14 protein-coding genes are annotated in these 22,923 nt (G+C 47.7%); 11 read left to right on the plus strand and 3 right to left on the minus strand.

Annotation, left to right across the window (positions count from 1 at the left end; all coding sequences use genetic code 11):
• From OXH00_12715 to OXH00_12755, 9 genes are all read left to right on the plus strand, one after another.
• Positions 1–1,607, plus strand: a 1,607-nt coding sequence (locus OXH00_12715) for a T9SS type A sorting domain-containing protein (protein ID MCY3741876.1), incomplete at its 5' end; no start/stop codon positions are given.
• Positions 1,608–2,357: 750 nt separating this feature from the next.
• Positions 2,358–5,012 (plus strand): T9SS type A sorting domain-containing protein, encoded by a 2,655-nt coding sequence (locus OXH00_12720; protein MCY3741877.1) that lies wholly within the window; start codon positions 2,358–2,360, stop codon positions 5,010–5,012.
• A gap of 541 nt (positions 5,013–5,553) precedes the next feature.
• Positions 5,554–7,371 (plus strand): T9SS type A sorting domain-containing protein, encoded by a 1,818-nt coding sequence (locus tag OXH00_12725; GenBank protein MCY3741878.1) that lies wholly within the window; start codon positions 5,554–5,556, stop codon positions 7,369–7,371.
• Between the two features lie 80 nt (positions 7,372–7,451).
• On the plus strand, positions 7,452–8,561 hold the full coding sequence (locus OXH00_12730) for a threonine synthase (protein MCY3741879.1): 1,110 nt from the start codon (positions 7,452–7,454) through the stop codon (positions 8,559–8,561).
• Between the two features lie 49 nt (positions 8,562–8,610).
• Positions 8,611–9,930 (plus strand): phosphodiester glycosidase family protein, encoded by a 1,320-nt coding sequence (locus OXH00_12735; GenBank protein ID MCY3741880.1) that lies wholly within the window; start codon positions 8,611–8,613, stop codon positions 9,928–9,930.
• The gene (locus OXH00_12740) at positions 9,927–10,319 is read left to right on the plus strand and encodes a hypothetical protein (GenBank protein ID MCY3741881.1); all 393 of its coding nucleotides are present in this window, start codon (positions 9,927–9,929) and stop codon (positions 10,317–10,319) included. The genes OXH00_12735 and OXH00_12740 overlap by 4 nt, the downstream gene beginning before the upstream one ends.
• Positions 10,320–10,578: 259 nt before the next feature.
• A complete protein-coding gene (locus OXH00_12745) occupies positions 10,579–11,682 on the plus strand; it encodes a zinc-binding dehydrogenase (protein ID MCY3741882.1) in 1,104 nt (367 codons plus the stop codon).
• A gap of 1 nt (position 11,683) precedes the next feature.
• Complete coding sequence (gene hemW / locus OXH00_12750; protein ID MCY3741883.1) at positions 11,684–12,808, plus strand: radical SAM family heme chaperone HemW; 1,125 nt, start codon at positions 11,684–11,686, stop codon at positions 12,806–12,808.
• A 346-nt stretch (positions 12,809–13,154) separates the two neighbouring features.
• The gene (locus OXH00_12755) at positions 13,155–16,223 is read left to right on the plus strand and encodes an N-6 DNA methylase (GenBank protein ID MCY3741884.1); all 3,069 of its coding nucleotides are present in this window, start codon (positions 13,155–13,157) and stop codon (positions 16,221–16,223) included.
• A 122-nt stretch (positions 16,224–16,345) separates the two neighbouring features.
• On the opposite strand, the gene OXH00_12760 is transcribed toward OXH00_12755, so the two are convergent.
• The 3 genes from OXH00_12760 to OXH00_12770 all read right to left on the minus strand — a co-directional run bounded on the left by OXH00_12760 (position 16,346) and on the right by OXH00_12770 (position 18,632).
• Entirely contained in the window at positions 16,346–16,819 is a 474-nt protein-coding gene (locus OXH00_12760; GenBank protein MCY3741885.1) for a transposase, read from the minus strand.
• A 270-nt stretch (positions 16,820–17,089) separates the two neighbouring features.
• Complete coding sequence (locus tag OXH00_12765) at positions 17,090–18,367, minus strand: trypsin-like peptidase domain-containing protein (GenBank protein MCY3741886.1); 1,278 nt, start codon at positions 18,365–18,367, stop codon at positions 17,090–17,092.
• 49 nt (positions 18,368–18,416) lie between these two features.
• Positions 18,417–18,632, minus strand: a complete 216-nt coding sequence (locus tag OXH00_12770; protein ID MCY3741887.1) for a hypothetical protein — start codon at positions 18,630–18,632, stop codon at positions 18,417–18,419.
• Positions 18,633–19,167: 535 nt separating this feature from the next.
• Here OXH00_12770 and OXH00_12775 point away from each other — a divergent pair.
• Positions 19,168–20,784, plus strand: a complete 1,617-nt coding sequence (locus tag OXH00_12775) for an AAA-like domain-containing protein (GenBank protein MCY3741888.1) — start codon at positions 19,168–19,170, stop codon at positions 20,782–20,784.
• 646 nt (positions 20,785–21,430) lie between these two features.
• A complete protein-coding gene (locus OXH00_12780) occupies positions 21,431–22,918 on the plus strand; it encodes an ABC transporter permease subunit (protein ID MCY3741889.1) in 1,488 nt (495 codons plus the stop codon).
• Positions 22,919–22,923: the final 5 nt, after the last annotated feature.

The raw sequence follows: 22,923 nt of genomic DNA on the forward strand, positions 1-22,923 counted from the left end.
ATGGTGTTTTTAAGACGTATGATTTTCCGGGTTCACAGAACACTTATTTCTATGCCCTCGGTAATGATGGGCGTGCTGCCGGGCACTACGAGGATAGCGAGGGGCGTCACCGCGGTATCATCCTACAAGATGGCGAGTTACGCCAATACGATTTTCCGGGCTCCGTTGAAACGGAGATATGGGGTATCAGTGATGCGACGGGGAATCTGACGGGTAATTGGACAGATGCTTCCGGCGTGCGTCGCGGATTCACAGGGGACATCATCGTTGAGTATCCGGGGGCAGTGGAAACTTATGCCGATTTTATCAATGCGTTAGGGGGGATGTTCGGCAGTTACGTAGATGACGAGGGTACATATACGCCATACCTACGCGCTCCAGATGGTAGATATGTATCTTTCACCCCTCCAACCCAAGAAACTTATGAATTCTTTTTTGTGCACGGTTTCACCGATACAAAGATTTCCGTTTCCCGAGGCAAAGTGGTAGGTGAAGTCACCCGCACTTATGTCGGCACATTCCTTGGGGGGCTCCATGAATTGAAAGTTCCAGGCAGCGTTAGAACGGAAGGCTACAATATCAATCAGGACGCTTCTGTCGTTGGGCACTATGACTCCCCTGATGGGCGCAGACACGGATTTATTGCCAGACTCGGTACCGAGGAAGAGAGCGATGCTTTCAGCAATGCCTACACCGTCAAGTTATCGAAAGGGTTGAACATGCTTTCTGTGCCACTGGCACCCTGGACACCCATGACGGCTAAGAGTCTTATCTCGCTCACAGGAGCGACAACCATCATCACCCTTGATGCCGCAACTCAGCGGTTCATCGCTTGGACACCAAACGCCCCCGACGATGGTTTCCCAATCGAAGGTGGACAAGGCTATATCGTTAATGTTCCACAGACTCGCAACTTTGCTTTCGTCGGCGCACCCTGGACAGATCAAACTGTGGCTCCTGCAGCACCTGCCATTACCCCCTTGATAAGGGGGGACAGGGGGGTTGCTCAAGAAGCCTGGGCATTCGTTGTCAGCGGACATTTGAAAGGCAAACTTGCGTTTGACGGCTACAACGTCATCGTCCGTAATCTGAGAACAAACAACGCGATTACCGCCCCGATACAAGGCGATTACTTCGCCGCTGCGACTGCCGACTTGACGCGGCGGAGCGTCGTCCAAGTCGGAGACGTAGTTGAAGTCCGCGTCATCGGTCCCGATGGAAACTTTGAATCACAGACGCTGAGTTTTAAAGTGACCCCTGAGCACCTATCAAACGCCGTCTTATCTGTCAAGTTTGACAACATTGGTAAACCGACGCAGAATCTCTTGTTGCAGAACTATCCGAATCCGTTTAATCCAGAGACGTGGATTCCGTATCAACTCTCCGAAGACAGCACTGTATCGGTATCTATTTATGATACAACCGGTCAGTTGGTTCGCACCCTTCCGCTCGGTTTCCAATCCGCAGGGTTCTATAATAGTCGCGAACGTGCTGCGTATTGGGATGGGCGCAACGCCCTCGGCGAACGCGTTGCGAGTGGTATCTATTTTTATCAGTTGACAACGCCAGTTTTCCAACAAACACGGCGGCTCGTCATTGTAAAGTAGCGTCAATCGGTAACTTACAGGTGTCACAGTTATGCCATCGGTGCAACTATGACACCCCTTTAAGCCTAAAAAAGATTTTTGTTTAAGGTAGGCGCGGTTTGAAACCGCACCTACCTTTTTTGGTCTGTGGACGTATAAATTCCAACCCGCCAAATCCCTCCCTTGCTATAAGCCACAACCCGCTGATCCTTAGAAACTTAGATATCCAAGGAAATCAAGAAGGCGGATCAAGATAGGACTTACGCATTTCCTTTTAAAGTCCCCCTGATAAGGGGGATTTAGGGGGTTAAATAACTGAAATATCGACTTTTTGGGTGAAATATATTACTTTTGAACTCAATTTGCGTAAGTCCTACAAGAGACAAAACCATCTTTGAATCTATGTTGGTCTGATGAAGTAAACGGTTTGCCTCTCGTCTGTTTTTCAATTTAATTTGACTTATGGGTCTAAAATCTGTACAATTAATTAATCGTATTAGCGCATTATTTAATATATATTCTATAATATAATTTTATAGATTTATATGATTAATTGATTGTGGTTTCACCTGTTTTTACTGCTTAACCCAATCTACATTTGGCTTTTTAGGTTGAATTCACGTAGATGTACCAAGATACCCAGTCGTCGCTTTTACCGTATTGCTGAACGTAAGCTTGCAATACTTCAACGGCAAGTCCCGTCTTGCAGGATAGGGTATCCGATATGTTCTCTGTTTACTAAATCAAAAATATCTTAAGTGAGGTTTCATTTTGTATACTCAGATTAAAAATAGTTTGCTGTTTTTCACTTTCACACTGTTCTTATGCTTCAATTCTTTTTTCCTAATGAATGCTGCTGCACAAGGTGGCAGTCCATCCGTCAGTGACAACTATACATTCGAGACGATCAACGTTCCAGATGTAGATTTTTTAGCAGTGACGGCGAGTAGCGACTTTGAGGGGTACGCCGGCTACACAAAAAGTGCGGATGGTGAAAAAGAGATTGCCTTCACACTCATTGATGGTGTTTTGAAGACCTACGATTTCCCCGGTTCGCAGAACACCTATTTCTTTGCGCTCGGTAACAATGGCAACGCTGCCGGACACTACGAGGATACCGATGGGCTTTACCACGGTATCATCTTAGAAAATGGCCAATTGCGGGAATACAACTTCCCGGATTCTGTTGAAACACAGATATACGGTATTTCGGATGCGACGGGCGCACTCACCGGTAATTTTATAGACGCTTCTGGTATTCGACGCGGCTTCTCAGGCGAGATCATCGTTGAGTTCCCTGGCGCACCGGAAACATTCGCTGATTTTGTCAACGCCAGCGGGCGTATGGTGGGCAGCTACATAGATACTGATGGAATATACCATGCTTATGTGCGTTCCTTGAAGGGCAAGTTTACATCTATTAAACTTCCAACTGTAGAAAAACTGGAATACTATTTTATCCACGGTATCAGTGACGCGGACACGATAGTTGCCCGATCCAAAGCTGTCGATGATGTCCCACGCACATATGTGGGCAAATTTGGCGTACTACAGGAACTGCGGTTTCCGGGGAGCGTTAGCACCGAGGGCTACAACATCAATCAGGACGGTTCTGTCGTCGGCTACTATGACACCGCCGATGGACGCAGACACGGCTTTATCGCCAGACCCATAGCGGACGAGGCACCCCTTGTCGCGCAACCGCCCACTCACACTTATACTTTTGAGAGTATTGATGTGCCGGGTATAGATTTCTTAGCGGTGACGGCGAGTTCAGACTTCGAGGATTACGCAGGTTATACAAAAAGTGCTGATGGCGAAAAGGAAGTCGCCTTTACGCTCATTGATGACGTTTTTATGACCTATGATTTCCCCGGTTCACAGAAAACCCATTTCTATGCACTCGGTAATAATGGACAAGCTGCCGGACACTACCAAGATAGCGACGGTCTATATCATGGCGTTATCTTAGAAAACGGCGAACTGCGCCAATACAATTTCCCGAATGCTGTCGAAACGGAGATATACGGTATTTCGGATGCGACGGGGGCACTGACGGGCAATTTTACAGATATTTCCGGCATTCGCCGTGGCTTTACGGGCGACGAAATCATTGAGGCTCCCGGAGCTTCCGAAACATTCGCCGATTTTGTCAACGCAGATGGCGTTGTCGTGGGGAGCTACGTAGATCCTGAAGGTGCCTATTTCCCTTATGTGCGTTCCCCTGATGGTAATTTTACATCCATCACCGACTTTCCAAATGCCGAAAAAATTGAATACGCGTTTCTCAGCAGTATTAACGATGCATGGACTTTCGTTTTCCGATTCAAACTGGTGGGTAGTGTCCCGGGCACATCTGTCGGTACACCCAGGACTGGGGTAAAGCCATTGCAGGTTCCCGGCAGCGTTAGCACGGAGGGTTGGAATATCAATCAAGACGGCTCTGTCGTCGGACATTATGACTCAGCGGACGGACGCAGACACGGGTTCATCGCAAGACCCGTTGATGAGACAGAAAGCAACCACTTTGGCAACTTCTATACCGTCATGCTGTCTAAGGGTTTGAATATGCTTTCCGTGCCATTGGCACCCCCAACACCGATGAACGCCAAATCCCTTGTCGCCATGACCGGTGCGACAACCATCATCATGCTTGATGTGCCAAACCAGCGTTTCGTCGCATGGACACCAGAGGCACCCAATGACGGTTTCGCAATTGAAGGTGGACAAGGCTATATCGTCAATGTCCCAGAAACTCGAAACTTTGCTTTCGTCGGGGCACCTTGGAGAGATGAAACACAAGTTCCAGCAGCACCCTCTGCGTCGCAGCAAGCATGGGCGTTTGTTGTCAGTGGACGCTTGGCGGGTGAACCCACGTTTGACGGTTATCAAGTCATCGTCCGTAACCTGAGAACAAATAGCACGGTAACTGCCGCGGTGGAAGGGGATTACTTCGCCGCTGCAACGGCTGACTTGTCGCGACGGAGCGTTGTCCAAGTTGGAGACGTCGTTGAACTACGCGTCATCGGTCCAGGTGGAAATGCTGAATCACAGACCCTCACCTTCAAAGTGACACCTGAGCACCTTGCGAACGCCGTTTTGTCTGTCAGGTTTGACAGCATTGGTCAACCGATGCAGAATCTTCTGTTGCAGAACTACCCGAATCCGTTTAACCCAGAGACATGGATTCCCTATCAACTTTCCGAAGATAGTGCTGTATCGGTTTCCATTTATGATACAACCGGTCAGTTGGTTCGCACCCTTCCGCTCGGTTTCCAATCCGCAGGCTTCTATAATAGTCGCGAACGTGCTGCGTATTGGAATGGACGCAATGCCCTCGGCGAACGCGTTGCCAGTGGTATCTACTTTTACCAGTTGACAACGCCATCTTTCCAGCAAACACGGCGACTCGTCATTATAAAATAGAGTCCATCCGTGGGGAACTTATAGGTGTCACAGTTGTGCTATCAGTGTAACTGTGACACTCCCTATGGGCATCAATTTAGGATTCCAAGGTCCGGTAGGTGCGGTTTGCAATCGCGCCTACCTGTTTTGGGACTGCGGACGTGTAAATTCCAACCTGCTGAATTGCCTCCTTCGCTATAAGCGACAATCTCCTTATCCTTTAAACAGAGCCATTCAATTGTAGGTTTTTGGTTTTTGATGTTGTCCTTTTCGCAGGCGAAAATACTTTATATACGTTATGTTTTTTAAAAAAAACCAGAAATTTTCGCTGGATTTCGCTGGATTTCGCTAGATTTCGCACCGGATCCTGGAAAAAAGATGTCCAATCCAATAATTTCTTAAAATTGAATGGCTCTGATCCCTGAAAAATAAAAAGTAGTCAATACCACAGAAAAGTGCTATAATATCCATAGAGAAGTCCTTTTGGTATCGGTTTGAATATCTTATTTCAACAAAAACCGTTTACTCACGGTTTCCAAACACACAATAAAAAAGGATAGCTATGCATCATTACATAAAAATCGCACTTATTCTGTCTATATTCCTAACCACTTGCTTCATAGCGGGCACTGTTACACAAGTCGAAGCCGAAACACCGATTGCAGATTACATCTTTGAGACCATCGAAGTCCCCGGTGTCGATTTTCTGGAGGTGGCTGCAAGTAACGACTTCGGAGATTATGCAGGGAACACCCGGAGTCCTGACGGCGAGAAAACCCTCGGCTTCACATTGATAGACGGTGTCTTCAGCACGTATGATTTCCCCGGCTCGCAGAGCACTTATTTCTATGCGCTCGGTAATAACGGGAACGCTGCTGGGCACTACAAAGATATGAATGGACTTTACCACGGTGTTATCCTGCAAGATGGCGAACTGCGCCAATACGATTTCCCCGGTGCAGCCGAAACCCACATCTACGGTATTAGTGACGAAACAGGGGCACTGAGTGGTAACATCGTTGATGCAGCGGGAGTCACCCACGCCTTCTCAGGAGAACTGACAATTACATTCCCTGGTGCAGTTAACACCTATGGGGACTTTGTCAACGCTGCAGGGGCTGTCGTCGGCAGCTACATTGATGCCGATGGAATGTTTCACGGGTTCATACGTCACCCCGACGGCAGTTTTACCACTATTGATCTCCCAACAATGCCCGACCTCGCATTCTTGTTTGTGAACACCATCACTGACCTCGGTGTTATCGGCTTCAGAGCCAAAGCTGCAAATGATATTCTGCGGTCCTATATCCTTCTGCCCAGCGGTATCCTCTATGAAGTGCAGCTCCCAGGCAGTGTTATCACTGTTGTCCGAAATGTTAATCAGGATGGAAGTATTATCGGTTATTATGACGCAGCAGATGGTCGCAGATTGGGATTCGTCGGTAGACCAACCCCACAACTAAACGGAGCGGGTTCCGGCAATATCTTCTCCATGCACCTTTCTGCAGGTTTGAACATGCTGTCTGTGCCCTTGAAACCGACTGTCCATATGACAGCACGCTCGCTTGCAGTCAAGATGGGGGCGACAACAGTCATTACGCTTGATGCCGCAAACCAGAAGTTTTTGGCTTGGACACTAAACGCACCTGACGACGGATTTCCCATCGAAGGTGCCAAAGGGTATATCGTCAATCTACCAGAGGCACGCGATATCGTCTTCACCGGGACAGAATGGACACATCAGACGCAAGCCGCTGCAGCACCGCGTACAACGATACCCTCCCAAACCTGGGCATTCGTTGTTAGCGGATATTTAGAAGGTATCCAACAGTTCAACGATTACCTTGTCACAGTCCGAAATCATCGGACCAACACCATCATGGAAGCCCGAGTGCGCCGTAATTACTTCGCCGCTGCCACTGCCGATCTTAACTACCATAGCGTCGTAGAAGTCGGGGATACGATGGAATTAATTGTCACCGATACGAACGGAAATATCGCCTCAGAAAAATTCAATTTCACGGTGAACGACACCAATCTTGAAAACGCGGTTATGACCGTGACGCTTGACGACATTGGCACACCAAAACAGAACCGTCTGCTTCAGAACTATCCAAACCCGTTTAATCCTGAAACATGGATTCCTTATCATCTTGCGGAAGCCGGTACTGTGTTTTTATCTATCTATGACGCGACAGGCAAACAGATCCGAACTCTTCCACTCGGCTACCAATCGGCAGGTTTCTATGAAAGTCGAGAGCACGCCGCCTATTGGGACGGACGCAACGCGTTCGGTGAACCTGTCGCAAGCGGTGTTTACTTCTACCAACTGATAACGCCTTCTTTCCAGCAAACCAGACGGATGCTGATTCTAAAATAGAAATAACCGAACATTGACAGGTGTATCGTTGGCGAAATTTGAAACCTCGCCTCTTAAACACAATATACAAACTTGAATAAATGCAATACGAATGCACCAAATGTAGCAAAACTTATAATGTCTCGCCGTTACGCTACCGATGTGATTGTGGAAATGCCCTCAACTTAACCACAGATTCAAATATCTGTCCCAACCCACAGGTCCCGGCAGCGATGTCACTCTGGCGGTATCGCGAGGCACTGCCGATTGATGTGGATACAGATGTTGTTACGCTCGGTGAAGGCATGACCCCGCTTGTCCCGATTGATGTGGATACGCCGGAACACTTCGTAAAATTGGACTATCTCTGTCCAACTGGTTCCTATAAGGATAGGGGGGCATCCGTCCTCCTGACGCACCTCAAGGCACTTGGGGTCGAGGAAATCGTTGAAGATTCATCGGGCAATGCGGGTGCTGCAATAGCCGCTTATAGTGCAAGAGCGGGCATCCAGTGCACCATCTACTGCCCAGAATCTACCTCACAAGGGAAACTCAAACAAATTGCCGCCTACGGTGCCGAGTTAAAACTGGTTCCGGGAAACCGCATGGCGACAACGGAAGCAGTGAAACTCGCAGCCGAGACCACCTGTTACGCCTCGCACAATTGGCACCCGTTCTTCTTGGAAGGTACTAAAACGCTTGCCTACGAAATTGTGGAGCAGCTTGGGTGGCGCGCACCAACGCATGTTATCTCTCCTGTCGGATTCGGGAGCATCTACTTAGGACTCTTTATCGGTTTCAGTGAACTACAGGCACAAGGACTTATCGTAAACATGCCGCGCCTTCTCGGCGTTCAACCTGATGTCTGTTGCCCGATTTACAATGCCTACGCTAATAAAACAGCAGCTATCACCAGAATGGCACAAACCGGTAAAACGCTCGCCGAAGGAACGACTGCCGAACGCCCCATCCGAGAACAGATGATTTTGGATGCTATCGCTACAACAAACGGTGCCTTTACTATCGTTGATAACACTGACATAAAAGCAGGACTGGAAATTCTCTCTGCCAAAGGCATCTACGTCGAACCGACTTCGGCTGTAGTTGTCAAAGGATATCAAAAGTTTCAGGAAACAGGTATTATAAACACTGGCGATCTGGTAGTGTCAATTCTGACCGGAATCGGCTTAAAAGCGAGCGGTGTTCCGTAAGAACGAAACTGTAACGAACAAAAAAGAAACATAATAAGACGAAAAAAAAATGACACAAGAAAACAGACCTTATCCCACTCGGTTTATTGCGGTGTGCGCGCTCATCGTGCTTTCCATTCTTGTAATTGGTGCACTGCGGGCTTTAGAACAACCTATTTTTCGTAGCACTGCTGCCAAGAGTCGCGACAGCAACACACTCCCTAATTCTGTCATACGGCGCGATGAGATTGATCGCAAACGTTGGCCAGAAGGATTTCAACTCCACCGTTACTGGTGGATAGGCGGTGCTGCTATCTATATCGCAGAGATGGATCGCACGACAGAAAACCTCCAATTCGATATAGAACTCGCCAACAACCAGATATTGGGACGTGAAACCATTACAAACGCTACGCGACGACTCATGAAAAAGCAGATACTGCCCCTCGCAGGTGTTAATGGCAGTTTCGGCATCCGAGAGGACTCCTATGGACGCGGCGGTATGACTTTTAATCTGCACATCCAAAACGGTGAACTCATCAGCATACCGATAACACGCGATAGATGGGGGTATTCACCGCCGTCCCCATGGGGCGAAACGAGTTTCGGTGTCACCCCTGATGGCGAGTTCCTTTTGGAGAGAGTACAGCTCAACGGTCAACTCCACATTGACGACGGCAACGGCGATACACTTCCGATTGACGCCCTCAACCAAATCTGTGACACATCGGCTCCGATTATCCTCTATACGCCTCGTTTTGGACACAGGACACTGACACGCCGATGCTACGAGTTCACGCTCAAACGACTCGAACTTCCGATTACCGGAAAATACACAAGCAGGTTTATTGTTACCGAGGTCAACCGACGCGGGAACAGCCGCATCCCGTCTGATGGTGTCGTTATCGCTATAGAATCGCGCTTGGCACGCAATTGGACCAAAAAAATTACAACATCTACAAAAGGGACATTGGAGATCGCGCTTACCCCAACAAAGTGGCAATACGTTCAACAAGGTGTCGGGGGCAATCTACGGCTTGTCCGAGATGGTAGGATTGAACCAGAACTCGTTAGGTTTGGAGAAACCCGAGGCCGCAGCGCATCCGCACATCGTAACGGTGCCTCGCGCCACCCGCGTAGTGCCTTAGGGTTTAACGACGAAAAACTCTTTCTCATTGCCGTTGACGGCAGACAGCACGGGTATAGCATGGGGATGACGCTTTACGATATGGGGAAATTTTTCAGCGAACTCGGCATCAAACACGCCATCAACTTCGACGGTGGCAGCTCCTCGGCGTTATGGGCTTTAGGCGGAGTCGTGAACAGTCCCGCGCACGGCTATGAGCGCCGTATCTTCAACATCGCAATGATTCGTGCGAAAAAGAGATGAAACCACAATACCTTTTACTTTTTACCTTCTTGATGCTCGCGTGTTCCAATAGGAATACCCCGCGTGCCGTCTGTGAAGATTTCATCTATAACTATTATCAGCGTGCCGACCAAGTCGCAGCGTTGCAACTCAGCCACGGACTCGCTGCACAAAAACTGGAGGACGAGATCGCGCGTGTCCGTGAAGTTCGCGTCCCGGGGGAACAGGTTGAGGAAATGCCGAAGATTGAATACGAAGCAACCGGTCAAGAAGAAAGCACAACACACGTGCTATTCAACTACAAACTCACTATCGAAATCCGAGGCGCGACAACCCACACCCGAAAAGTTGTAATACAGACCGAACAGATTGATGGACGCTGGAAAGTTGTCAATTTTGATGAATATTAAGAAGCCTATACGTAAATATACAATCATTAACGAGTCGTTGCTGTTTAGTTTTTACGGAAAAAGTCCATCATCAATCATGGGGGTCGGATTGTTGAAAGGCACGTATTTGCTAAACCCACGTCAGCCCTTCGCAAGGTAAATTAGAAAAATCTTTCTTCTATAGCCAAAACCCGTAGCCCGTAATGAAATGGGGGTCGGATTGTTGAAAGGCACGTATTTGCTAAACCTACGTCAGCCCTCCACAAGGTAAGTTAAAGATATGAAAACCGGAAAAGTCGCTATCTTCACACAACCGCAAACACCTATGGAATTTCGGGAATACCCGATTCCATCCGTTACACCTGACGATATGCTTGTGCGAATCCGTATGGCAAATATCTGCGGCTCCGATCTACATTTCTGGCGTGGACACGGACCCAAAATTGAGAGCGGCATCCCCCAAGTATTAGGGCACGAGATGATCGGGACAATTGAGGCGATGGGACGTAACATCACAACAGATAGCACGGGGCAACCGCTTACTGAAGGCGATCGGATTGCCTACTCCTATTTCAAGCCGTGTCAACACTGCTGGATGTGCCTCAACGGGAAACCCGGATGTCCGAACCGCTACAGAGATTGGCTCGGTGTCTCCAGCGAGCAGCCACCACACTTCCACGGTGCCTACGGCGAATACTACTACATGAAACCGGGACACTGGGTGTTCAAGGTCCCCGACGCGCTCTCAGACGCGCTGGTGTCCCCCATCAACTGCGCCTTGTCCGAAGTCATCTACGGACTGAACCAGATCGGCATCACGCTCGGTGACACCGTCGTTATCCAAGGTGCAGGCGGCCTCGGGCTCTACGCGACTGCAGTCGCACGCGAGATGGGTGCCGGTAAGATTATTGTACTGGATCGGTTGCCTGCACGACTTGTTCTGGCGCAGGAGTTCGGGGCAGATGAGACGCTCAACGTTGACGAAATTGACATGAAATCGCGGGTCGAATACGTCCTCGACCAAACAGGCGGCATCGGTGCGGACCTCGTCGCGGAGTTCGTCGGCTCACCACGCGTTCTCGCTGAAGGTGTAGAGATGCTCCGTTGGGGCGGGCGCTATCTCTGGATCGGAAACATCAACCTCGGATTCCCCACAGAGATTGACCCGGGTAACATCGTCCGGTGTAGTAAAGCCATTCGCGGCGTGATTGTCTATGAACCATGGGTCATTCCACGCGCACTCGATTTCCTAATGCGCACACGCGACAGGTACCCGTTCCACAAAATCATCTCCGATACCTTTCAGTTCAGCGACATCAACGAAGCGTTCTCTTACGCAGACACAGGTTCAGCCATCCGAATCGGATTGGAATTCAGAAAATAAAATGGCATCTTCTGTCTACATCCATATTCCATTCTGCGCCACGAAATGCTACTATTGTGCCTTCAATACGTACACTTTCCACAAGGAACAGGCGAAAGCATACCTCGCAGCACTCCGCACAGAAATGGAACTATACGCTCCAGATACCGAACTACTACAAACAATTTTCATCGGCGGCGGCACGCCTTCCATCCTCTCTGCTAACGCCTTGTCGCAACTGCTTACCGACATCCGTCAGCATTTCCAAATAACACCGGATGCCGAAATCACCGTAGAATGCAATCCCGGTACCGTTGACACCGAAAAACTTCGCGTCATGCAAGACAACGGTGTGAACCGACTCAGCTTCGGGCTACAAGCGATGCAAGATGAAACCTTGAAGCAGTTAGGTAGAATCCACACCGTCGCCGAATTCCTTCAGAGTTATCACCTCGCCCGCGAAGGTGGTTTTGAGAACATCAACATCGATCTCATCTTCGCACTCCCTGACCAGACGATGGACGCGTGGCAGCATACTCTAAACGAAGTGATTTCTCTCGACCCCGATCACATCTCAGCCTATAATCTCATCATGGAGGAGACGACCCCGTTCTACGAATGGTGGCAAGTCGGTGAACTCCATCTTCCCTCCGAGGACACCGAAGCGGATATGTTCCAATACACGATTGAGACACTCACAGCGCACGGGTACACGCACTACGAAATCTGTAATTTCGCCAGACCCGACCATTATGCAAAACACAACCTCGTCTATTGGAATAACCAACCGTGCATCGGACTCGGTGCGGGCGCGTCGGGGTACGTCAACGGCGTGCGTTATTCTAATATTCGGGGTATCGCACCTTACATCAAAGCACTCTTGCAAGGCAACAAACCCATCGCCGACACCGAACGCCTAACAGGGGACGCTGAAAAGGCGGAAACGCTCATGCTCGCACTTCGGAAACGCGAAGGCATCTCCGTTGAAACCTATCAAGACCGATTCGGTGAAGAAATAGAAGCTGCATTTGGGAGTATCCTCAAAAAATGGATGGATTTGGGATTGTTGGAACGCACAGCCACACATCTCCGATTTACGCCTCGCGGGCTTTTCCTTGCAAACGAAGTCTTTGTCGAGTTGATGTAATTTTTCCTTTCTACTGTCATTTTTCGTAAGGCATTTTATGGAAATTTTGACTTTTTTTAAATGTGTAATACTTAAATCAGCCAGGCAAAAACATGATTAGGCTTGACGACGACGTAGCCGAAATGTTCCCCGATGCAAAATCCGTCAACGATGCCTTGCGAGCATTGGCAAAAATCATCGCCGAGTATCAGCAAAAAACGCCATAAACCGGAACCATTCCAATTCTCGGGTGCCCTTTCCGGTTTCCCCGTAGCATGTTTATATCCATCAACCTCTCCTACTGACTGCTGCCCGCTATCTCCTATTTACCCTTGACCTATCTCCCAAAACCTGCTATCATACCCTCATGCCGAAACTCAATCTTAAACCCAGTCACAAAGCAATCCGCGACTACTACGCCACACTGCAGCAATACGAACAACAAGGCATCACACACGAGGGGGCCGTTAGTTCACCGTTTGATACGCTCCTACACACCTGCGCAAAACAGATAAACGCTACGCTCGTTCCACAATACCCGATGCGTGCTCCAAAAGGAAACCGTATCGTCATTGACGGCGTAATCCTCGACGCATACGGACTCCCGCTCGGCTACTGGGAAGCGAAAGACATAGATGACAATCTCGCCAAAGCCGTACAAGAGAAACGGGACGCAGGCTACCCACTCGACAACACCCTCTTCCAAACACCACAGCGCGCCATCCTCTACCAAAACGGTGCTGAAGTCCTCGATATTGACATCACTGAACCGGCAAACCTAATCGCAGCACTCCAATATCTGTTCGCCTACGTTCCGCCGGCATTGGATAACTGGCAGACCGCCGTCACGGATTTCAGAGAACACGTGCCAGACCTCGCAAACAGATTAAAGGAACTCATTGAACAACACCACGAAACCGATACCGCATTCAAGAAAGCGTTCTCCGATTTCTACGAAACCTGCCGTACCTCTATTAACCCGGACCTCTCACAAGATGCCGTTGAGGAGATGCTCATCCAACACATCCTCACCGAACGCATCTTCCGTACTGTCTTTAATAATTCCGCCTTCACCCGTCGAAATATCATCGCACGTGAGATTGAAAACGTCGTTGACGCACTCATCCGTCAAGCGTTCAGTCGCGAAGAATTCCTCAAACCGTTAGACCGGTTCTACGTCGCCATTGAGCAAGCCGCGATGCTCTGCCGAGACTTCACCCAAAAACAGCACTTCCTCAATACGTTCTACGAGAAATTCTTTCAGGGGTTCTCCGAAGATGTTGCAGACACGCACGGCATCGTCTACACACCACAACCGATTGTTGATTTCATGGTGAACAGTGTAGAGCATATTCTCGAAGCCGAGTTCGGTCGGTTGCTCTCGGATACCGGCGTACATATCATCGATCCATTTGTTGGAACGGGGAACTTCATCGTCCGACTCATGCAGGACATCCAAGGCACAGCGTTAGAGGAGAAATATCGGCATGCGTTGCATTGCAACGAGGTAATGCTCCTGCCTTACTACATCGCCAGTCTTAACATCGAACAAGAGTACTTCCAACGCACAGGGACGTACCTACCCTTTGAAGGCATCGCACTTGCAGACACGTTTGAATTGCTTGAACAGGAGCAAGGCGAACTCTTTACACGTGAAAACACAGAACGGGTCAAGAGACAGAAAGCAGCAGATATGTTCGTCGTTATCGGTAATCCACCTTACAACGCGTGGCAGGTCAATGACAGTGACAATAACAGAAATAGAAAATACGAGGCGATGGACAAGCGGATTGCAGACACCTATGCTACAGATTCTAAAGCGACGCTCAAAAACTCACTCTACGATCCGTATGTCAAAGCAATTCGGTGGGCATCCGACAGAATTGGCAATGAAGGTGTTGTTACCTTCGTCACAAATAACGGATTCCTTGAGGGGATAGCGTTTGATGGCATGCGAAAACACCTCGCAGACGATTTTGACGCTATTTATATTCTGGATTTAGGTGGGAACGTGCGGAAGGGATTAAAGGTTTCTGATGCAAATGTGTTCGGAATTCGGGTAGGCGTGAGCATCAACCTATTTGTCAAAACCAAACAGAATTCGTCGGAAAGACCCCGTATCTCCTACTTTCGCACCGACGACCTATGGAAAAAACAACAGAAGTTTGACTTTCTGACTAAACAGCAACACACAGGTAATATCACGTGGGAAGTGATTCAACCTGATAGACAATACACATGGCTTACCGAAGGACTCCATGCTGAATTTGATACTTTCATTCCAATGGGGACTAAGGAAGCAAAAGCAGCGAAAGTTGACACAATAGACGCAATTTTTAAGACTTACTGTCGTGGTATTATAACCGGTCGCGACGCATGGGTCTACAACTTCAACCGAAATGCCCTCGTTGAGAATATTCAAGGAATGATAGACACCTACAACACAGAGGTAGATAGATGGAAACGTCGAGAAAACCAACGGGAAAATGTCAATAATTTCGTGGTTTACGATGATACAAAAATCAAATGGGATCGGGAATTACGCCAGCATTTGCAACGCGGTAGACTTGCTGAATATTCCCAAGATAAAGTGCGAACATCCCTTTACCGTCCATTTACAAAATCTAACCTGTTATTCGATCGCGTTCTAAACAATTGTTTCTACCTCTTTCCTTCCATTTTCCCCACACCTGAGACGGAAAGCGAGAATCTGGTGATTTGTGTAAGTGGAATAGGACACGATATTTTTAGATGCCATATTGCTAATGGAATCCCTGAGTTGAAATTCTCAAACTCCTCAAATGGCGGAACCCAATGTTTCCCCTTCTATACCTATGATGAGGACGGCACAAACCGGCAAGAGAACATCACCGATTGGGCATTGGCAGAATTCCGGACCCATTACGCGGACGACACCATCACCAAATGGGACATCTTCCATTATAACTATGGTCTCTTGCACCATCCTGCATATTGTGAGAAATACGAGATGAACCTCAAGCGCGACTTACCGCATATCCCCTTCGCCGCAGATTTCTGGGGATTTGCCAACGCCGGTGCGCAACTCGCAGACCTCCACGTTAATTACGAATCTGTCCCCAAATACGACAGACTCAAATACATCGAAACCCCTGATATGCCGATAGATTGGCGTGTCGAGAAAATGAAACTCTCCAAAGACAAGACGCAGTTGAAATACAACGATTTCCTCACGATAGACGGCATCCCTCTGGAGGTCTATGACTATCGGTTAGGCACACGTTCAGCGTTAGAGTGGATCGTAGATCAGTATCGCGTCAAGGTAGACAAACGGAGCGGCATCGTCAACGACCCCAACCGTGCGAATGAACCGCGCTATATCGTAGACCTCATCGCCCGCGTTATCACTGTCAGCCTCAAAACCGTCGAGATCGTTAACGGGCTGCCACCATTGTAACCCAACCCCTCCTCTGTAGGAGCGAGCTGTGCTCGCGATCTTCTTAGGTGCATACCATAATTCAAACCCCTCTTCTGTAGGAGCGAGCTGTGCTCGCGATCTTTGGTCACCCGGGATCTCCCTCATTCCATCTCGAATTTACACCGCCAAAATGGATAATCCCGCGCAGCCTTTACCAATCCTGCTCTCACCGGGTTATGATAACAATACTCAATAATAGCATTCAATGATTCATCCCGCCGAATACCGTGATCGTGGTAAGCAGGTTGCCAAATCGAACCACTACGACCCAAACACGCGTTAATCTGTTTCGCTGTGTGGCTTTTGAAGGACTGTATGAGTCTTGATAATGTTTGTTTACTACCGAGTTGGATAACGGCATGGATATGATCTGGCATCACAATCACACAAAACCATCTGAGCCGATCATTGGTTTCGAGCCAATCAAATGCCTGAAAAATGATGTCTGCGGTTTTAGAAGTTGCGAGGATCGGTTTTTTGTTAAGTGTGGTGAGTGTGAGATAATAGTAGGTGCCGGGTATTGGGTGTCTACCTTTACGGAGTTGTTGGTGTCCACGGGTAGGTGTTTGTTGCATTTTATATTTCTATAAGTATTAAGGGGATCGCGAGCACAGCTCGCTCCTACAGAAGATTGGTTTGGTATACAAGATCGCGAGCACAGCTCGCTCCTACCAAAGAGGATTATGGTATCGCTAGCGCAGCTCGCTCCTACAGAGGAGGCTATAGTTTCTGATAGCTGACCATCGATAACTACTTCAGCCCCAGAGGGGCGGCATGTTTATAGAACGCCCGCAATCAATAGAAGCAAGCCCTGTAAGGGCGGCATGTGTATAGAATATCTTCACTCAATCTTCGGTTGGCCCTCTTTTCACCCGTTCAAGAGCCTTTCTCGCTAACTCTATGTCTTCGCATACATCCGTATAATCGGGATCTATTTTGCGGGCTGCCTCATAGTTCTCTATTGCCGCGCTATAATCGCCAAGGGCAGCCTTTATCTGTCCCCGCGTGTGGTAGAATAATGCGACATCTGAGTCTAATTCAATAGCAGTATTAATGTCAATTAGTGCAGCTTGATATAAATCCTTAGCCGCTTCTATATTTCCCACTGCATCTTCAGATTTGCCGAAGTGCCACTTTGTATCTGCTCGGTTGTTGTAAACAATAGCCAAATTTGCACATAATTCAATTCCTTTTGTATAATCGTCAATAGCGTCTCTATAGTGATTTTGTGCTTCTTTGACCTTGCCCTCATCAAACTTAAATTGACCAAGGATAGACTTTGCAGCTCCTCGACTGTGGTAGACTGAAACATAGTCTGGACACAGTTTGATGGCTTTTGTATAATCGTCAATAGTGCCTCGGTAGTGCTGTTGCGCCTCCACTAAATTACCTTCATCAGTTTTTAATTTTCCCAACTGAAACCTTACGTTACCTCGACTCTGGTAAAAATAGACACAATTTGGATTTAGTTGGATAGCTTTATCTAAGTCAACTATCGCTTCCGGATAGAGATTAGGTGAATGTTTATTTTGGCCCTCACGCAAACAGACATAAGCACGTATTTGTTCTCTCTTCTGCCATTGTATCAAAGGTTCTATTTCGTGCATCCGGGCGAGCAGCATTTTGACTGCTGTTACCGGAACAGCAAAAGTAAAATAATCCGCATTGGCGACTGCAACCGCAATAACCTCACCGTTACCGTTTAATACAGGAGCACCACTATTCCCGCCATCAGTCTTGCATTTCATCCGAATCCACTTATCGCTATCGCGAATACTATGTATGGGTCCCTCTGTAACCTTGTATTTTCCACGAGGGTAGCCTATCACTTGAACAGCATCTCCATGCTGGAGTAGATCACTGTCACCGATAGGAAGTGGTATCCCCTCGCCTGCAATTTTTAGAATGACGAGATCATTTTTGGGGTCAAATGCTGTGCTGCCTTCAACAACGAATTTGGTCTCTGTTCCCACCAGTTCTGCGGAAATTGATGTCGCCCCTGCGACAACATGAATATTCGTCGCAATTAGGTTTTTCCCGACAAAAAATCCGCTACCTCTACCAGCACCTTCTGCTCTTATTAAAAGGGCTATAGGATCACTTAACTCTCTACTCTCTTCCATAATAGTACCCTCCTTTGGGTGTTATTCCTGTTAGCCTCAAAGAACACCCCTACTTCCCATGAATCCGTTTATGGCACCCACCACACACTGCAGTCAGGTCACTGAGTCGCTCTCTGCCGATACGTTTATAGGTTTCGTGATGCACTTGCGTTGCATGTCTCCTTCCGCACTTCCGGCATTTATACCCGGCACGTTTCAAAATCGTCCGGCGTTTGGTCTGCCATCGCCTTGATTTTCGGTATCGTCTATATGATCTCTTATTCATGCCTTATCCTCAAAATAGGTTTTAAATGTTCAAGGGCACCGTTGCCTTTACTTCTTAAAATTATAGTATATCTGATGAGAACATTCAAGGGGAAAGTTATATACATGCCGCCCTTACAGGGCTGAGTCGCTTTTTACAACGTCTTTCTATAAACATACCGTCCTTACAGGACTAAAGAGAGGTTTTTGAAGTTTTCAAGGTTTCTATGTAAAATCCGGTTCGGTTAGGAATGCAGATCGCATGAATCAACGGTATGAATGCCTTATGGGCATTCCCCGGGGTGAGTACACCGCAAAACCGAACCTACCGGACCTGGGGCCGAGGCGTTATTTTTTCTAAAATTGAAACTTATGTGTGGTTAGGAAACGGAACCTATCGGACCTGGGGTCCAAAATTGAAGTAAAAATCGAGAACTGAATGGTTCTGTACCCGTTCAACGTTAGAGTGGATAGTTAATTCGATATTGTGCTAAAATAGATAAACGGAGCGGAAAGAAAAAGATTGCGTCCATCCTATCTATCAAGGGAAAGAAAAAATGAGACGTTTTGGAACCCAGGGGCGTGTGTATCCTGACAAACATTATGTGGTCGCCCGCGCCGAGGAGACCGCCGATTTCATTGACCGCATCAAAGACGGGCGGTATATTGTCTTGTTCGCGCCCCGGCAGACCGGCAAGACAACCTTTTTTCGCTTGGCACTTGACGCACTCGCTATTCAGGATTCAACCTATTTCCCGATTCAACTGAATTTTGAGGAGTATGAGGACTACGATCCAGCCAGTTTTTATGCTTCCCTTCATAAGGAGATTTGCAAGGAAATTGAGAGGGTTTTTCAAAAACGCGGGACGGATCCCTCTGACGAATTGGCGCGCTTTTTGGTAAACGCAGAGATAACCGACCATGTTTCAATGAGAGAGTTCTTTGAAGAGTTTGCGAAGTTTCTGTCTCAAGGCACGCATTGGCAGCGGGTTGTCCTTGCCATTGACGAGTTTGATGCTATCCCTCGTGCTGCACTTAAAGGGTTTTTGCGTTCGCTTCGCTATATCTACCTTTCCGACCAAATCCGATGTCCACACAGTGTTGGGATCGTTGGTGTTAAAGGGATCGCACAACTCAACTACGACCGATCTATTTCTCCGTTCAATATCCAAGATGAATTCCATTTGCCGAGCTTCACGCTTGAACAGGTGCAAGAATTGTTCGGACAATATACAGACGAAGTCGGGCAAGCCTTCGCACCAGAAGTGATTGCGTCCGTTCATAAGCAAACAGCGGGGCAGCCTGTACTCGTCAACCGATTTGCACAGATTCTCACCGAGGAGATGGTCATCCCAAAAACCGCGACGATTACAATGGCGCACTGGACGACAGCGCATGCGCAGCTTCTTGAGGAAAGTAATGTCAATATCACACATCTGACAACCAATATCCGTAAAGACCCGCGCTTTGAAAACTTTCTGATGCGAATTATGACGCGTGATGAAGGTATAGCCTTCAACTTACGCAATGACATCATCAGTGAACTCGCCACTTACGGTGTTATCAAAGCGGGGACTGACGGTATGTGTGAGATTCTCAATCCAATTTACCTCTACTGCATTATGCAGGTATTCAAACCACTCGTAAACGGGCTGGAGCAGGCGTATTTCCCTGAAGACACGGACGATGCGGGACGTGAATATCTCACACCCGCGGGGTGGATTGATATGGCATCTTTACTTGATAACTTCCGGGATTTCATCGCGCGGGCGGGGTTCAAGATTCTGCAGGTTCCAGATACGCCCCAAGAGTCGGTCGGACGACACCTCTTGCTCGCCTATCTTGATGAGTTTGTGAGACGCGTCGGCGGGGTGATGCACATTGAAGTGCAAACCGGGCGCGGCAGAATGGACCTCCTTATCACCCACAATCAGCGAAAATATATCGTTGAGACAAAGATTTGGAGAGGCGAGAGCCGCTATCAGTCAGGCAAGAAGCAGCTTGCAGCGTATCTCAAGTTAGAAGGCGTAACAGATGGATACTACATCGTGTTTGGTCATCGGCAAACCCCCGAGCCTCGGATAGAGACGGAGACTTTGGACGGTGTAGCCATCCGGAGTTATATTATCCCTGTGATACAGGAAGCCCCCTCAAACATTAACCCTCCTCTGTAGGAGCGAGCTCGGCTCGCGATCTTCAGCAGACAACAATCCATTTTTCTAACAACCACGTAAAATTTCATAGCAGCTTCCATACAACCTCCTGCCAAAATCGCCTATAGCACAGACAGTGTATAGGTTTACAGCCGTTTTCAAAATCCATCAATTTTCAGAGTTGCTATGAAAACTGTGAAATTAGTTCTATGAGAAAAAGACAGGCACTCGGAAATAAAAACAGTAATAAAATAGAAAAATATGTAGACACCTCTCAAAATTTGTCCATTTTCTCCAATTACTTGCAGAATTAGGCAACCGTTTTGTCCATCTCCCGCGTCTTTATAATTGAAACGCGGATCTACGTGAATGCGAACAGAATCCCCTAAAGAATCAATCGTTAGGTACGTTAATTGTAAGGAGATAAAAGATGAAAAGAAATTGGTTGATTTCTACAGTTTTGGTGGCTTCAATTATCGGCTTATGCCTAAGCCTTCAAAGTTGTGCCAGAAATAAAATAAATCTGCGAAAAACATTGGATACGAAGGAAACCATGCGGGTGCAGGCATATTGGGATCCGATAAACCCGAAACTTTGCAGTTTCTACTATTCTTTTTCATTTGGAAGTGTCTCTAATCGACAAACACCAAACTTTTAGGGAGATGTCATGCTACGAACACTTATCCGTCAAGAACTTCTGGCCCATCTGATGAGTGCACGTTTTTTTGCTGCTGTTGTCATTACGCTTCTACTTGTTGTCGCCAATGCTGTCGTACTTCTTGAAGATTACGAGCGTCGGTTGTCGAAATATAACCAGCAAGAAAATGCACATCGTGAGAAGGCACAAGAAGCGAGAACCTATTCGATGCTAAAACTGTCTACTGAACGTCCGCCGAACCCCTTAAGTCTTTTTAGTGCCGGATTGGATAAGCGGCTTGGCACCACTTTTGACATTTACCACGGTTTCGTCCCGATGATTTCGGATGGCTCGGCGCGAAGTCTCGATAACGCGTTTCTCAACCTCTTTTCAAAGATTGATCTCGTCTTTATTTTTCAAGTTGTTTTGAGCCTGATGGCACTGCTTTTCGCTTACGACGCAATTGCAGGAGATTGGGAAAACGGCACCTTGCGTCTGGTTATTTCTCACCCTGTGAGACGCGGAACCATTCTACTTGCGAAATATATTGGAGCAATGGTCTGTCTGCTGCTTCCAGTGCTGATGAGTCTGCTGATGGTCCTGATTCTGTTATCCACTGTCGGTTCAATCCAATTGGATGGAGAAGATTTTCTCCGGATTGGTGGGATAGTTTTGACGACGACCATCTACTTGTCTGCATTTTATCTGATCGGACTGTTGATTTCTACCACAACGCGCCGCACTGCTACATCCCTGATGCTCTGTATGTTCTTGTGGGTAACTTTAGTGCTCGTCTATCCGAATTGGAGTCGGTTTGCTATCACCCCCGTTGGTGATACACGGGCAATACGATCATCATCAGATCAGCAGATTGAACAGATTTGGGAAGAGGTTGATAGAGAAGAAAGCCGGTTCTTAGCCAATAGTCCGCTTGAAGGCAAACCTCGAAAGTTTAATCTGGATGTCCAGCAGTCAAATAGTTTCTCGTCAGCGGGACACCTCAACAGACGGTATGGTATGGATATGAAATTGGGAACGGAATCAGATCCGTTAGTGCCACATGTTCAAAAGTATCATGCCGCCATGGGTGCCTTATACATCCGTTCGGCGGAACAAATTGCTTTAGCACGAAAACAGACCTTAGACAGCACCGCTCTCCGGGAATCAATATGGCATGAACGCCTGATGAAACTCAGTCCTGCAAGTTTGTATACGTTCGCAACTGCTGCGTGGGCGGGCACGGATCTGGAGGGTATGTTTGATTTTATCCAAACCGTTCAGGGGTACCGGCTTACGGTCATTGACTATTTTCACGATAAGGATGCGTTTGGGAGTCGGCAATGGTTCGCCTCCGATAAAGGTTCAGTAGACTGGTGGGATCTGCCCCAGTTTCACTTTAATCGGGTAGATATTTTGGAAAATGCAACGCGAGCACTGCCAGAATTGTTTCTGCTTCTACTCATCAACCTCGTTCTGTTCACGGTAGCATTTCTGATTTTCATCAAAATTGAAGTATAAAGGTT

It is taken from the genome of Candidatus Poribacteria bacterium (assembly GCA_026706025.1).
Taxonomy (GTDB): Bacteria; Poribacteria; WGA-4E; order WGA-4E; family WGA-3G; genus WGA-3G.

What these genes read in the sequence shown, in the direction of transcription:
- OXH00_12725 (MCY3741878.1), top strand. Translation starts at nt 5,554, where the DNA reads ATGCATCATTACATAAAAATCGCACTTATTCTGTCTATATTCCTAACC.
- OXH00_12730 (MCY3741879.1), top strand. Translation starts at nt 7,452, where the DNA reads ATGCAATACGAATGCACCAAATGTAGCAAAACTTATAATGTCTCGCCG.
- OXH00_12735 (MCY3741880.1), top strand. Translation starts at nt 8,611, where the DNA reads ATGACACAAGAAAACAGACCTTATCCCACTCGGTTTATTGCGGTGTGC.
- OXH00_12740 (MCY3741881.1), top strand. Translation starts at nt 9,927, where the DNA reads ATGAAACCACAATACCTTTTACTTTTTACCTTCTTGATGCTCGCGTGT.
- OXH00_12745 (MCY3741882.1), top strand. Translation starts at nt 10,579, where the DNA reads ATGAAAACCGGAAAAGTCGCTATCTTCACACAACCGCAAACACCTATG.
- hemW (MCY3741883.1), top strand. Translation starts at nt 11,684, where the DNA reads ATGGCATCTTCTGTCTACATCCATATTCCATTCTGCGCCACGAAATGC.
- OXH00_12755 (MCY3741884.1), top strand. Translation starts at nt 13,155, where the DNA reads ATGCCGAAACTCAATCTTAAACCCAGTCACAAAGCAATCCGCGACTAC.
- OXH00_12760 (MCY3741885.1), bottom strand. Translation starts at nt 16,819, where the DNA reads ATGCAACAAACACCTACCCGTGGACACCAACAACTCCGTAAAGGTAGA.
- OXH00_12765 (MCY3741886.1), bottom strand. Translation starts at nt 18,367, where the DNA reads ATGGAAGAGAGTAGAGAGTTAAGTGATCCTATAGCCCTTTTAATAAGA.
- OXH00_12770 (MCY3741887.1), bottom strand. Translation starts at nt 18,632, where the DNA reads ATGAATAAGAGATCATATAGACGATACCGAAAATCAAGGCGATGGCAG.
- OXH00_12775 (MCY3741888.1), top strand. Translation starts at nt 19,168, where the DNA reads ATGAGACGTTTTGGAACCCAGGGGCGTGTGTATCCTGACAAACATTAT.
- OXH00_12780 (MCY3741889.1), top strand. Translation starts at nt 21,431, where the DNA reads ATGCTACGAACACTTATCCGTCAAGAACTTCTGGCCCATCTGATGAGT.